The 13,189-nt window shown below is 74.1% G+C and carries 12 protein-coding genes; 7 read left to right on the top strand and 5 right to left on the bottom strand.

Features of this window, described 5'->3' with window-relative positions:
* Nucleotides 1-88: 88 nt before the first annotated feature.
* From D7044_RS27570 to mtrA, 4 genes are all read right to left on the bottom strand, one after another.
* Nucleotides 89-745 carry a ComF family protein gene (locus tag D7044_RS27570; RefSeq protein ID WP_120690663.1) on the bottom strand — a complete coding sequence of 219 codons (657 nt, stop codon included), beginning with the start codon at nucleotides 743-745 and terminating at the stop codon, nucleotides 89-91.
* 46 nt (nucleotides 746-791) lie between these two features.
* Nucleotides 792-2,624, bottom strand: coding sequence for an LpqB family beta-propeller domain-containing protein (locus D7044_RS27575; protein WP_120690627.1), 1,833 nt, complete (start codon nucleotides 2,622-2,624; stop codon nucleotides 792-794).
* Nucleotides 2,621-4,288, bottom strand: coding sequence for an MtrAB system histidine kinase MtrB (gene mtrB, locus D7044_RS27580; protein WP_120690628.1), 1,668 nt, complete (start codon nucleotides 4,286-4,288; stop codon nucleotides 2,621-2,623). The genes D7044_RS27575 and mtrB overlap by 4 nt, the downstream gene beginning before the upstream one ends.
* Nucleotides 4,289-4,400: 112 nt before the next feature.
* Nucleotides 4,401-5,090: an MtrAB system response regulator MtrA gene (mtrA, locus tag D7044_RS27585; RefSeq protein ID WP_120673241.1), complete on the bottom strand. Its 690-nt coding sequence runs from the start codon at nucleotides 5,088-5,090 to the stop codon at nucleotides 4,401-4,403.
* A 208-nt stretch (nucleotides 5,091-5,298) separates the two neighbouring features.
* Between mtrA and D7044_RS27590 the strand changes: the two genes are divergently transcribed.
* Genes D7044_RS27590 through D7044_RS27610 form a run of 5 tightly spaced genes read left to right on the top strand, consistent with a single transcriptional unit; the run spans nucleotide 5,299 to nucleotide 10,613 of the window.
* On the top strand, nucleotides 5,299-6,144 hold the full coding sequence (locus D7044_RS27590) for a hypothetical protein (RefSeq protein ID WP_120690629.1): 846 nt from the start codon (nucleotides 5,299-5,301) through the stop codon (nucleotides 6,142-6,144).
* Complete coding sequence (locus tag D7044_RS27595) at nucleotides 6,141-6,893, top strand: DUF4129 domain-containing protein (RefSeq protein WP_199716786.1); 753 nt, start codon at nucleotides 6,141-6,143, stop codon at nucleotides 6,891-6,893. The genes D7044_RS27590 and D7044_RS27595 overlap by 4 nt, the downstream gene beginning before the upstream one ends.
* Nucleotides 6,890-8,317 carry a DUF4350 domain-containing protein gene (locus D7044_RS27600; RefSeq protein ID WP_199716787.1) on the top strand — a complete coding sequence of 476 codons (1,428 nt, stop codon included), beginning with the start codon at nucleotides 6,890-6,892 and terminating at the stop codon, nucleotides 8,315-8,317. The genes D7044_RS27595 and D7044_RS27600 overlap by 4 nt, the downstream gene beginning before the upstream one ends.
* A gap of 26 nt (nucleotides 8,318-8,343) precedes the next feature.
* Complete coding sequence (locus tag D7044_RS27605) at nucleotides 8,344-9,306, top strand: AAA family ATPase (RefSeq protein ID WP_120673904.1); 963 nt, start codon at nucleotides 8,344-8,346, stop codon at nucleotides 9,304-9,306.
* Nucleotides 9,303-10,613, top strand: a complete 1,311-nt coding sequence (locus D7044_RS27610) for a DUF58 domain-containing protein (RefSeq protein ID WP_120673243.1) — start codon at nucleotides 9,303-9,305, stop codon at nucleotides 10,611-10,613. Before D7044_RS27605 ends, D7044_RS27610 begins: the two co-directional genes overlap by 4 nt.
* A gap of 27 nt (nucleotides 10,614-10,640) precedes the next feature.
* Here D7044_RS27610 and D7044_RS27615 read toward each other — a convergent pair whose 3' ends face one another.
* The gene (locus D7044_RS27615) at nucleotides 10,641-11,663 is read right to left on the bottom strand and encodes a stage II sporulation protein M (RefSeq protein WP_120690630.1); all 1,023 of its coding nucleotides are present in this window, start codon (nucleotides 11,661-11,663) and stop codon (nucleotides 10,641-10,643) included.
* 39 nt (nucleotides 11,664-11,702) lie between these two features.
* Between D7044_RS27615 and D7044_RS27620 the strand changes: the two genes are divergently transcribed.
* On the top strand, nucleotides 11,703-12,728 hold the full coding sequence (locus D7044_RS27620) for an RDD family protein (protein WP_233565145.1): 1,026 nt from the start codon (nucleotides 11,703-11,705) through the stop codon (nucleotides 12,726-12,728).
* A gap of 222 nt (nucleotides 12,729-12,950) precedes the next feature.
* Complete coding sequence (locus tag D7044_RS32725) at nucleotides 12,951-13,103, top strand: hypothetical protein (RefSeq protein ID WP_199716789.1); 153 nt, start codon at nucleotides 12,951-12,953, stop codon at nucleotides 13,101-13,103.
* Nucleotides 13,104-13,189 lie beyond the last annotated feature (86 nt).

Here is a 13,189-nt window from a genome sequence, read left to right on the forward strand (position 1 = left end):
TCTTCGGGCAGTCACCCCTGGTTGCAAAGAGCGCCACGTTTTTTCGCAGCTCGTACACCATCGGGTGAAACCAAAACACGAAGAGTTATCAGCGGTGTCGCTTTTCGGTGGCGGCGAGCACCGCGGCCACGGCGGGAGCCGGTCCGGTCGCGCTCAGTGCCCGGCTCACCGCGGCGAGGGTCACTCCGGTGGTCACGATGTCGTCGAGCACCACCACTGTCGCGTCGACCCCGCCCCGCCCGGTCGACCGGGACCGGAACGCGGCCTCCGCCGCCGCGGCCCGGCCGGCGCTGTCCAGCGTCACCGAGTCCGGGCGGGGCAGCGCGCGCAGCGGCCGGAGCACCCGCACCGACCGACCGGCGTGGCGCAGCCGCGCGGCGCAGTGCCGGGCCAGACGGTCGAGGTGGTCGCCGTAACGGGCGCGGGCGGCCGCCGCGGTGTCCGGCACCGGTACCAGCGCCACCGGGCGCGCCGGTTCCACCGCCACGGCTACCACCTCGGCGAGCAACGCGCCGAGCGGTCGGGCCAGCCCGTGCCGGCCGTGTTCCTTGTACGCCAGCAGGATCTCCCGCAGCGGGCCGGCGTACGGGCCGAGGGCGAAGCAGGGCGGCAGGCCGGGTGGGGCGGGAGTGGGCCGCACCGGGCCGGGGCGCAGCGCCTCGAGGGTTCCGACGCACTCCGGGCAGACCCCGTGCCGCAGCCCGGGACGGCGCTCCCGACAACCCGCGCAGTCGGCGGGCAGCACCAGGTCGCCGAGGTCCGACCAGAGCCCGCCGAGACCCCGCACCGGATCAGAAGAGGAAGAAGGGGGCGGACGGGTTCGTGGGCCGTACGCCGGTCGGCGGCGGCGTCGCGTCGGCCACCTGGCCCGGCTGGATCCGCTCGACCGGGACGGTCCGGTACGCCACCCCGTTCGCCTCGTACATCAGGGCGCCGGAGGGGACCTCGACCGTCGGGTTCACGGGGTACGCCGACAGGTGGGTCACCTCGGCCCGGGTGTCGGGCGCGAGCGGCGATTCGACGACGCCGTCCACGCCGATCTCGTAGATCGCCGGGCGCGCCGCGGAGCCGGCCACGATCAGCCGGTTCTCGTCGCCCCAGTCCACCGCCGAGAGGCCGGTCAGCGAGGTGCTCACCCGGCGGGACGGACCGACGGTCACCCCGCCGCCGTCCAACAATTTGACCGCCGCGACGTAGAGCGCGCCGCCGACGATCAACGCGATCCGCTGGCCGTCCAGCGAGGCGGCGACCGCGGTGACCACGCCCGGAGGCAGGTTGAGCACGATCTGGGCCATCTCGGCATTACCGTCGAACCGGTAGAGCTTGCCGTCGGCCACCACCAGCCCCTGGGGTCGGCGCGGGTCGCTGGAGCGCAGCCAGACGGGCGCGCCGATCGCCTTGTACTCCGGGCCCTTGGCGAAGGAGGTCACCGGTCCGCGACCGGTGCCCACAGAGAGCCGCTGCTTCCCGCCGGCCGCGGTTACCACGAGCGCGGCGAGGATCTGCTCCTCGGAGCGGGCCAGCCCGGCGGAGACCACGTTCCGGTTCGCCGCCGGGTCCAACGGCACCACGGCGGAGGGTTCACCGTCCACGGTGAGCGGATGGATCGCCCCCTCGAACACGCAGTACCGCCGCGGCCCCTCCCGCAGCCGGTACAGGGCCCAAGCGGAGCGCCGCGCGGCCAGGTTCTCCACCTTCACGGAGTTGTTGCGGATCTTCAGCTCCAACTCGCCGTCGAAGTCGCGGAGCGACCAGGCGAGCTGGGTGACCAGCTGATCGGCCCGGGTCCGGTCGTCACCGGGCATGTCCAGGTTGACCTCCCAGCGGCCGTCGCCGCCGGTGGCGTTGTTGATCAGCTCGGTGCGGTCGGGCAGCCCCACCACGCCCGGGCGCAGCCAGTCGGACGGGCCGTCGACCAGCCACTTGACCACCTCGTTGAGCCGCCGCTCGGTGGGCACCGTGCCCGGGAGGTAGCGCAGGTCGGGCACCAGCCGAGTCCGGTCCGAACTCCAGAAGTAGATCGTTTTGCCCTCGTAGTAACGCAGCAGCGCCTCGTCGCTGAGCAGCAGAGTGTTCGGCGGCTCGGTCACGTAGAAGCCGGCCGCGTCGTCGGCCGCGCCGGCCTGGTCGGAGGCGCTGCGCAGCCCGAACTCGTAGCGCGTCTCGCCGGAGACCGGCGGTACGAGCGTCCCGTCGGTGCGCAGGACGCCGATCTGCTGCACCGCGATCGTCACCTTGAGGCTGTCGTCGCCGACGGGGCTGTCCTCGTTGAGGGTGATCACCGGCGCGTCGGTCAGCCGGACGACGGTGAGTTCGACCTCGCTGCCCCGCTTCTCCTGGAGCCGGTTGCGGTACTGCGGGTCGACGAACTGCTTGACCCGGCTGTAGGCGCGGTCGGGCTCACCCGCGGCCGCGGAGAGGAAGTTCGAGACGAACTCCTCCGGCCTCGTGGCCATCGACCGGGTGGGCGGCTCCTGACGTCCGGCGTTGACCGCGCCGGACTCCGTCGCCGGCTCCTTGCGCCGGTCGACCTGCACTTCGGAACGCTCCGGAATGCCGCAGCCGGTGAACCCGACGACCGCCAGGGCCCCGCAGAGCGCCCCGGCCACGAGACGTGCCCTCACGTGCGCACCTCCGCCCGCGTACCGTCCGGATCTCCCGTCGGCGCCGGACCGATCGCCAACGCGCCGTCGGAGCCCGGGCCGATCGCCAGCGGCGCGGCGTCGCCCGGACCGCCGAAGGGCAGCCGGGCGTCCTCGGGCACCAGCCGCAGCGGCGAGGTGGTCAGCCGGTCCCCGGCCCGCGCCGGCAGGGTGAGCCGGAACTGGGCGCCCTGACCCGGCGCGCCCCACGCCTCCAGCCAGCCGCCGTGCAGCCGCGCGTCCTCCACGCTGATCGACAGACCGAGCCCGGTGCCGCCGGTCTGCCGCGCCCGCGACGGGTCGGCGCGCCAGAACCGGTTGAAGACCAGCTTCTCCTCGCCCGGCTTCAGCCCCACCCCGTGGTCACGTACGGTGATCGCCACTGCCGTTTCGTCCAGGCCCAGCCGGATCAGCACCGGCCGGCCCTCGCCGTGTTCGACCGCGTTGCCGACGAGGTTGCGCAGCACGCGCTCGACCCGCCGCGGATCCACCTCGGCGATCACCTCGTCCTCCGGCAGCTCCACCTCGATCGGCACGCCGACCCGCTCGGCCAGCCCGGTCAGCCGCTCCACCACCCGGTGCACGATCGGCACCAGATCGGTCGGCTCGGCGTCGAGCATGGCGAAACCCGCGTCGAAACGGCTGATCTCCAGCAGGTCGGTGAGCAGCTCCTCGAACCGATCCAGCTCGGCCTGGAGCAGCTCGGCGCTGCGCGCCACCGCCGGGTCGAACTCGTCGCGCTCGGCGAAGATCAGGTCGGCCGCCATCCGGACCGTGGTGAGCGGCGTACGCAGCTCGTGCGAGACGTCGGAGGTGAACCGGCGCTGCAACCGGGACATCTCCTCCAGCCGCAGGATCTGCCGTTGCAGGTTGGTGGCCATCTGGTTGAACGACGCGGCGAGCAGCGCCAGGTCGTCCTCGCCGTTGACCACCATCCGTTGGTCGAGCAGACCCGCGGAGAGCCGCTGGGCGGTACGGGCGGCCACCCGCACCGGATTCACCACCAACCGGGTGACCAGGGCCGCGAGCAGGCCGAGCAGCACCACGAGAGCGGCCCCGGTCGCGACCACGGTGGCCCGGGCCTCGGCCGCGGTGACATTCTGCCGGGTCAGCGGAACGAGGTAGTAGAGCTCGATCTGGCCGAACTTGGTCGGCACCGGCGAGCCGTACGCCAGGTACTTGGTGGCCTGGTCGCCGGTGAGCCGGCCGGTGCCGATCTGGCTGGCCACGTTGCCGTTGGCGACCGCGGCCCGCAACTCCGGACTGATCAGCGGCCCGACGTCGATCGCCGGGGCCGCCCGGGTCTGGATGACCCCGGGATGGTCCTCCGCGGTGATCGCCACCACCACACCGCTGGTCTGCTGCGGGTCGCCGCCGGCCAGGTAGTTGACCGTGCCCTCGATGGTCTCCTGGAGCTGGGCCTCCTGCGGCTGGCCGTAGAGGTCGACCTGTTTGGCCGCGTACTCGGCGCCGCCCTCCAGCCGCAGCCGCACGTCGGTCTTGGCGTTCTCCAGCAGGATCCCAGTGATCTTGTCAGCGGTCAGGTAGGCGAAACCACCCACCAGCAGACTCGACGCCACCAGCGTGATGGTGACGACCCGGAACTGGAGGGAGCGCCGCCACGTCCGGTGCACCCCGGCGACCATCCGCACGGCCCGCCCGCTGAGCGCGCGCCACAGCTCGCGACCAGCGCCGCGTCGGCGCGTCGTCGCTGCTTCGGGGGTCGGGAGCACGGGGGAGGACACAGTGCGCCCCAGGCTATCCGGTGCCCGCCTTGTAACCCACACCACGCACGGTGAGGATGATTTCCGGCCGCTCCGGATCGGGCTCGATCTTGGCGCGCAGTCGCTGCACGTGGACGTTCACCAGCCGCGTGTCCGCGGCGTGCCGGTAGCCCCAGACCTGCTCCAGCAGCACCTCGCGGGTGAAGACCTGCCGCGGCTTGCGGGCGAGAGCGACCAGCAGATCGAACTCCAGTGGCGTCAGCTTCACCTCGTCGCCGTTGCGGCTGACCGTGTGGGCCGGCACGTCGATGCTGATCTGGTTGCCGGGCGGCCCGATGGTCAGCAGCTCCGGCGCCACGTCCTCACCGCGCCGCAGCCGGGCCCGCATCCGGGCCACCAGCTCCTTGGGCTTGAACGGCTTGACCACGTAGTCGTCGGCGCCGGACTCCAGCCCGAGCACCACGTCGACCGTGTCGCTCTTCGCGGTGAGCATGACGATCGGGACGCCCGATTCCGTGCGGATCGCACGCGCCACGTCGATCCCGCTCATTCCGGGCAGCATGAGGTCGAGCAGGACGATGTCGGGTCGACTGTCACGGAACGCGGCCAACGCCCGCTCCCCATCGGCGACGAAGGAGGGCAGGAAGCCCTCACTACGCAGCACGATGCCGAGCATCTCGGCAAGCGCGGGGTCGTCGTCGACCACCAGAACCCGGGCTCTCATGGGATTAATCTTCCATCCCCGTTTCAATGTCGGTGGGACCGGCGTCACCCGGCACGGTACCGCCGCGGCAAGCTTGCCACAGCAGCCGCCACCGTGGGCGACCGCGCGCCGACGCCGACCTGCGGGTCCACCGGATCGGGCCGGGCGTGACACCATGATCCCCGCGTGCGCCGCCGCGCGCCACCATCGCCCGTCCCCAGGAGTACGCGTGCCCGACGCCGGCCCGATCGCCGTGCTCCCGCACCGCCCGCTCACCGTGGGTGAACTGCTGGACTCCGCGGTCCTGCTGCTGCGCGCGCAGGCACGCGTACTGGTGCCGATCGCCGTGGTCCTCGCCGCCGCCGAACAGTTCCTCGTGCTGCAACCGCTTCGCCTCGCGGCCGGCACCGTGCCGCCGATCTGGTGGCTCTCCGACGGATCGTTCGCCACGTACTGGCTGCTGCTGACGACCGGCGCGGCGACCGAGGCAATGATCATCATGCTCCTCGGCAACCCGGCCGCCCGGGCCGGCGCCGCCGCGCTCCTCGGCCGGACCGCCCGCCCCGGCGAGGTGCTGCACCTGGCCGGTGGCCGTTGGGGTGGCACCGTCCTGTTCGCGCTCGTCGTCGGCGGCCTGATGTCCGTGGCGGCGTTCTGCGGGCCACTCTGGTTCGCGGGCTTCGCCCTGCTGGGCGCCGTCGCGCCGGCGCTCGTCGTCGACCGGGTGCCGCTGCACCGCGTCCTGCCCCGCGCCGGGGCGCTGGCCACCCGGTCCGGGATGCGCGCCGGCATGATTCGGCTGCTCGGCTACCTCGGCTGGTGGATCCTCCGGGTCGGTCTGGCGAGCGGGACCATCCTCGGGCTGACCCAACTCGGCCTCGTCGACGATTACTGGGCGATACCCGTCGCCCTGCTGGTCTGGACGGCGGTGAACGGGATCGCCTACCCGGCGCTCGCCTGCCTCGACGCCGTGCTGCACCTGGAGACCCGGATCCGCACCGAGGGCCTGGACATCCTGCTCGCCCGCGCACCGGCCGGAACACCCGAGCCCGCCCTGCTGGCGGCCGAGCGATGAGCTTCAGCCGGTGGTGGAGCGAGACCACCGCGGCGCTCGGCGACCACGTCCCGCTGTGGCTGGTCACGCTCCTGCTTTCCGTCGCGGCGGTGGCGACCGCCCTGGCCTGGTACACGTTCCCGGCCTGGCTCCCCCGCCGCCTCCCCCGCCTGCGGGTGCGGCTGCCCCGGATCACCCTGCCCCGGTTGCGGCTGCGCCTGCCCCGGCTGCGGCTGCCCCGGCCACGCTGGCCCCGGCTGCGGCTGCGACGCCGCCGGCGCAGCGTCGACGCCGCACCGACGGCCGCTGCGACGCCTGCCCTGCCCGACGAGACGCCCGACCCGCTCACCGTCCACCTCTCGCTCGCCGACCGGCTGGCCGCCGAGGGGCGCTACGCCGAGGCGGTACGGGAGCGGCTGCGCGACATGATCCGCGAACTGGCGGCACGGCAGGTGGTACCCGCCCAGCCGGGGCTCACGGTGGTCGAGGTCGGCTCGACGGCGGCTCGGAACCTGCCGCCCACCGGCCCCCCGGTGACGGCCGCCGGCCTGATCTTCTCCGAACTCTGGTACGCGCAGCGGCCCGCCTCCGCCGACCACGACCGACGCATGCGGGAACTCGCCGCGGAGCTGCACCAGGCGCTCGCCGCACCACGAGCCGTCGACCCGTCCGACCCGAGGCAGACCGGCGGCGGGGGGCCGACGAGTCTCGTACCCGAGCAGTCCGCCCCCGGCGGCCGGCCGGCCGGCACCCGGGAGGAGCGAGCGTGAGCGCCGCCGCGCGGACAGTGACCCCACCCGCCCCTCGTCCGGCCGCCGCCCGGCCCGGATCCGCCCCGAAGCGGCGACGGCGGTGGCATCGGCTGGTCATCCCACTCGGGCTGGTCGCCACCCTGATCACCACCACCCTGGTCGCGCAGGCGCTCGACCGGCCCGACGCCGACGATCCGGGTTACCTCTCCCCGGTCGAGGCCGGTGAGCACGGCGGCAGCCGGCTCGCCGAGGCCCTGACCCGGCGCGGCGGCACCGTCGCGCGGGAGACCGACGTGCGGGCGGCGCTGCTGACAGCCCGCACCGGAGCACCGACCACCCTCTTCGTGCCGGCGCCCGACCTGCTGAGATCCGAGACCCTGAGCCGCCTGAGCCGGTTGCCAGCCGGGACCCGGGTGGTGCTGGTCGACCCGTCCGTCCGGGTCCTGCACGCCGCCGGCCTGCCGGTGGAGCAGCACGGTCGGCGCTGGGCGACCAAGGTGGTGGGTCCGCAGGCGAACGGCCGCCCCTGCCCGCTCGACGAGCTCCGCCCGGTGCGCCGGGCCGCCGCGCAGCGCCAGCGGTACACGTCGGACACCGAGATCCCCCTGGATCTCTGCTTCTCGGCCGGTCTGGCCCGCCTGCCAGGAACGGTCGACACCGTCCTCGTCGGGGCCGACGACCCGTTCCGCAACGACCGGATCGGCGAGCACGACAACCAGGCGCTCGCCACCGCGCTGCTCGGCGTGCACACCCGCGTCGTCTGGCTGGACCTGGAGGGGCCCGAACCACCCCCGCCGACCCCCAGCAGCCGACCGCCGGTCACCGACTCCTCCACCGAAGGACCCGGTTCGGAGACCACCCCCGCGGACGGCACCGCACAGGGGCGGCCCAGCAGACCCGGCGACAGCTCCGACGACCGGCGACCCGCCGACTCGGACGACGGACCGGCGCCGAACCCGCTCTGGGGCGCCTTCCCGCTCTGGTTCTGGGCGATGCTCGTCCAACTCGCGCTCGCGCTGCTGCTGGCCGCGCTGTGGCGGGCCCGCCGGCTCGGACCACCCGCGCCGGAGCCACTGCCGGTGGCCGTACGCTCGGCCGAGACCGCGCTCGGCCGAGCCCGGCTGTACCAACGGGCCGGCGCCCGCGGACCGGCCGGGCGGACGCTGCGTACGGCCGCACTGGCCCGCCTGCTGCCCTGGCTGAACCTGCCGGCGGAGACGCCACGCGACCGGGTCGCCACGGCCGTCGCGGCGCGCACCGGCGGCGAGCCGGAGCAGGTCGAGGAGCTGCTGTACGGCGACGACCCCGCCACCGACCAGGAGCTGCTCGACCTCGCTCGCTCACTCGACGCGCTAACCCGCGCCGCCGCGGAGTCCCCGCCCGAGCAGACGCACGGCGTCACGCCGACCCGAACCGAACCGACCGAAGGAGAACCGCGGTGACCCGACCCGCCGCAACCGCCGAATCCCTGACCGCCGGCCCCGACGAGGCCCGCGCCGCCCTGCACCGGCTGCGCGCCGAGGTCGCCAAGGCGGTCGTCGGCCAGGACTCGGTGGTCACCGGGCTGGTGATCGCCCTGCTCTGCCGCGGCCACGTACTGCTCGAAGGCGTGCCGGGAGTCGCCAAGACCCTGCTCATCCGCACCGTGGCGACCGCGCTGGAGCTGGACTCCAAGCGGGTCCAGTTCACCCCCGACCTGATGCCCGGCGACGTCACCGGCTCGCTGATCTTCGATCCGCACACCGCCGCGTTCACCTTCCGCGAAGGCCCCGTCTTCACCAACCTCCTGCTCGCCGACGAGATCAACCGGACGCCACCGAAGACCCAGTCCGCGCTCCTGGAGGTCATGGAGGAGCGGCAGGTGTCGGTGGAGGGTGGCCGGCGCCCGCTGCCCGACCCGTTCATCGTGGCCGCCACCCAGAACCCCGTCGAGTACGAGGGCACCTACCCGCTGCCCGAGGCCCAGCTGGACCGGTTCCTGCTCAAGCTCACCGTGCCGCTGCCCACCCGGGAGGAGGAGCTGGGCGTGCTGCGGGCGCACCACGCCGGCTTCGACCCGCGGGACCTGGCCGCGGCCGGCGTACGACCGGTGGCGAGCGCGGCGGACCTCGCTGCCGCCCGGGCCGCGGTCGGTCAGGTCCACGTGGCCGAGCCGCTCCTCGGCTACCTCGTCGACCTCTGTCGGGCCACCCGCACAACCCCGGCGCTGGAGCTCGGCGCCTCACCGCGAGGCGCCACCGCGCTGCTCAACACCGCCAAGGCGTGGGCCTGGCTGGCCGGACGCGACCATGTGGTGCCCGACGACGTGAAGGCGGTGGCCCGGCCCACGCTGCGGCACCGGCTGCGCCTGCGGCCGGAGGTCGAACTGGACGGCGTGGGGGTGGACTCGGTGCTGGACGCGGTGCTCGCCACCGTGCCGACGCCGCGATGACCTGGCGGGCGGCGCTGCTGCTCGCGGCCGGGGCGCTGACCCTGCCGCTCTGGCCGTCGCCGTTCGTCGGCGTCCTGGTGATGACCGGTGGCGTGCTGCTGCTGGTCCTCGTGGACCGTCTCTGCGCAGTTCCCCCGGCCGCGCTCACCGCCGAGCGGGAGGGCGACCGGACGGTCCGGCTCGGCGGCACCGCCACGGTCGCGCTCCGGCTCGGCAACACCTCCGGGCGGACGCTGCGCGCCCAGGTCCGCGACGCCTGGGTGCCCTCGGCCGGCGCAAGCCCCGACGTACCACCGCAACGGATCGTCACGGTGGCGCCCGACGACACGCTGGTCCTGCCCACCCGGCTGACCCCGACTCGGCGCGGTGACCGGCCGGCGCTGACCCTGACCGTCCGCTCGTACGGGCCGCTGCGGCTGGCGTTCCGGCAACGCTCCGGCCGCCCCGCCACGCCACCGTGGACGCTGCGGGTGCTGCCCCGTTTCGACTCCCGCCGGCACCTGCCCGAGAAGCTGGCTCGACTGCGGATCATCGACGGCACCCAGGTCACCCGTGGGCGCGGCCAGGGCACCGAGTTCGACACCCTGCGCGAGTACGTGGTCGGCGACGACGTCCGGTCGATCGACTGGCGGGCCAGCGCCCGGCAGGCGGACGTGCTGGTGCGTACCTGGCGACCGGAGCGGGACCGGCGACTGGTCTGCGTGCTCGACACCGGCCGCACCTCGGCCGTACGGGTCGGCGACGAGCCCCGGCTGGACACCGCCATCGACGCCGCGTTGCTGCTCACCGCTCTCGCCGTACGAGCCGGCGACCGTGTCGACCTGCTCGCCGCGGACACCGCGGTCCGCGCCACGATGACCGGCAGCGGCCGGCCGGCGTTGCTGACCCGGGTGGTGCACGCGCTCGCCCCGCTCCAGCCGGCGCTGGTCGAGACGAACTTCGAACTGATCGCGAGTGAGATCCTGCGCCGGCAGCGCCAGCGCAGCCTGGTGGTGCTCTTCACCGCGCTGGAGGCGGGCGCTCTCGGCGAGGGCCTGCTACCGGTGCTGCCCCGGCTGGCGGCCCGGCACCGGGTGGTCATCGCGGCGGTCCACGATCCGGTGCTCACCGCGATGACCACCGGCACGCCGGCCCGACCGGGGGACGCCTACGCGGCGGCGGCGGGGTGGCGGGCGCTGGCCGAGCGGGACCGGGTGCGGACGGCGTTGACCCGCCACGGCGTCACTGTGGTGGACGCCCCCGCCGGCGCCCTTGCCCCCCGGCTGGCCGACACCTACCTACGCCTCAAAGCCCAAGCCCAACTCTGACCCCCGACCTTCCGGTCGATCATGACGTTAACGGGCCGACGGGAGATCCAGAACGCCGTCAACATCATGATCAACGGGGAGGGGTGGAGGTGAGGGCGCGGGGGTGGGGGTGGGGTGGGTGGCGCGGCGGCCGAGGATCAGGACGTACGCCAGGAAGGCCAGCCAGACGGCGGCACCCAGCCCGACGCGGAGCGGAACCGGCACCGGGGCCGGAGTGACGAACGCCTCGACCAGCGCCGAGACCGCGAAGAGCCCGACCAGACCGAGCGCGACCACGATCGCGGAGCGGCCCGCCCGGGCGACCGCCTGCCCCCGGGTCAGCTCGGCCGGGGGCGAGATCCACGCCCACCCCGTACGCAGACCCAGCCCGGCGGCCACGAAGACCCCGGTCAGCTCCAGGAGCCCGTGCGGGGTGATGAGGCCGAAGAAGACGTCCGCCCGGCCGTACGAGATCATCACCCCGCCGACCACGCCGACGTTGAGCGCGTTCTGCCAGAGCAGGTAGAACACCGGCACGATCAGCACCCCGGACGCCAGGCACTGCGCGGCGATCCAGGCGTTGTGCGTCCAGAGGTGGAAGGCGAACGTCGGCGCGGAGAACTCGGTGTAATAGCCGGCGAACCCCGATTCGACCAGCTCGGCCGCCGCGTCGTCACCGATGAACGCGGCAGCGGTGTCCGGGTTGTCGGCGACGAACCACATCAGGAGGAAGCTGAGCAGGCTGAAGCCGGTGGCCACCCCGCACCACCACGGCCAGGCCCGGTAGACCGCGCCCGGAAACCCGGCGACCAGGAACCGGGTGACCGCCGACAGGGACGGGCGCGAGCGGCCGGTGATACGCGACCGGGCCCGCAGCACCAACTGGGAGAGCTGACCGACCAGCGCCGGGTCGGGTGAGCGGCTGCGCAGCACGGAGAGCTGGGTGGCCGTCCGCTGGTAGAGGGCGATCAGCTCGTCGACCTCCTCGGCGTCGAGGCGGCCGCGCTGGCACAGCGCCTCGAGACGCCGCCACTGCCCGCCGTGCTCCGCAACGTACGCGTCGAGATCCACAAGCACCCCCGTCCGGCGATCATAGTGTTCACTGTCGGGGTGAGCGCGCAACCACCGTCGTCGGCCCGTACCCGCCCGGAGGCCCGGGCCGTGCCGTGGAGCGACGCCGGTCTGGTCAGCGGCGAGGCCGTGGCGCTGGAGGTCCGGGTCGCCCGGCTCGGCTCGCGGGTGCTCGCCCTGCTGCTGGACGTCCTGACCCAACTGGTGGCCGCCCTGCTGCTCGCCGTGCTCTTCGCGCTGCTGTTCACGGCGCTGCCGTTCGAGCTGGTCGACGCGGCGTTGAACAGCGCGACCGGCACGCTCGGACTGGCGTTCGTGCTGGTCGGCTACCCGGTGCTGATGGAGCGCTTCAACAACGGCCAGACGGTGGGCAAGCTCGCCGTCGGCCTGCGGGTGGTCAGCGCCGACGGCGGTCCGGTCGGTCTCCGGCAGTCGCTGACCCGGGCCCTGGTCGGTGTCGCCGTGGAGTGGCCCGGCCTCATCCTGCCGCTGGTCAGCTGGGTGGCCGGGGTGACGGTGATGCTGACCGACCGGCGCGGTCGTCGCCTCGGTGACCTGGTGGCCGGCACCCTGGTCGTGCACACCCGCACCGCGTCGGTGTGGCGTCCCGTCCCGACCGCGGTCCCGGCGCTGGTCAACTGGGCGTACACGCTGGACCTGAGCCGGCTCGACGACAACCTGGCGCTGGCCGCGCGGCAGTATCTCGCCCGGGTGCACCGGTTCGCGGAGCCGGCGCGATCAAGGCTGGCGCGTGGCCTCTGGGCCGAGGTCGCCGCGGTGATCACGCCGCCTCCGCCGTTGGCCGCGCCGGAGACCGTCTACCTGGCCGCGGTGCTCGGCGAACGGCATCGCCGGGCGGTGCAGCGGCTCCAGCAGCGCCGGGCGGTCACCGCGGCGCTCTGGCCGGAGCTGGTTGCCGCCCCGCCCACCGCGGCGATCCGCCCCGCAGCGCCCGAGTCCACGCCGCCGGGCGCGTCGAACCCCCCGGTGGTACGTCCGCCCGCGCAGCCCACCGCCCCCACCGTCCGTCCGGCGACCGTCGCGGGCGAGCATCACGGTGCCTGACCGAAGGCCGCAGGCGAGCAGGCCGGACTGATGGCCGGCGTTGCAGGTGCCCGTCCGGCGGGGCCGGGGCGCGACAGGCGCCCGCCGCTCGGTTGCGCGGCGCGACCGGCCGGCGGCTGTGGAAGGATCCGGAGCATTCCTACGCGCAGACAGGACGACCATGCCCGACGACCTGTTCACCCGTTCCGCCGCCTCCGCCCCGGCCCTGCCCGGACGGCGACGGTGAGGGGTTTCGGCCCGTGGCTGGCGGTGCTGGCCGTGGTGTTCCTGCTGAGCGCGCTGCGGATGCGGGCACTGGCCACGGCGGTCTCGCTGACGTGGCTCGCCTGGTGTGTCTGGACCTGGGTCCGCCCGAGCCGGCGCGGCCCCGGTTGATTCCCGGCACGCGGCGGCCCTGACCGGCCACGGACGCGGGGCGTCCGAGAACGCGAACCGGGCCGGTCGCTCGCGCGGCCGGCCCG

It is taken from the genome of Micromonospora musae (assembly GCF_003626635.1).
Taxonomy (GTDB): Bacteria; Actinomycetota; Actinomycetes; order Mycobacteriales; family Micromonosporaceae; genus Micromonospora; species Micromonospora musae.

Coding starts and splice junctions, on each gene's coding strand:
- mtrA (WP_120673241.1), bottom strand. CDS start 5,090: ATGAGAGCCCGGGTTCTGGTGGTCGACGACGACCCCGCGCTTGCCGAG.
- mtrB (WP_120690628.1), bottom strand. CDS start 4,288: ATGGTCGCCGGGGTGCACCGGACGTGGCGGCGCTCCCTCCAGTTCCGG.
- D7044_RS27610 (WP_120673243.1), top strand. CDS start 9,303: ATGACCTGGCGGGCGGCGCTGCTGCTCGCGGCCGGGGCGCTGACCCTG.
- D7044_RS27595 (WP_199716786.1), top strand. CDS start 6,141: ATGAGCTTCAGCCGGTGGTGGAGCGAGACCACCGCGGCGCTCGGCGAC.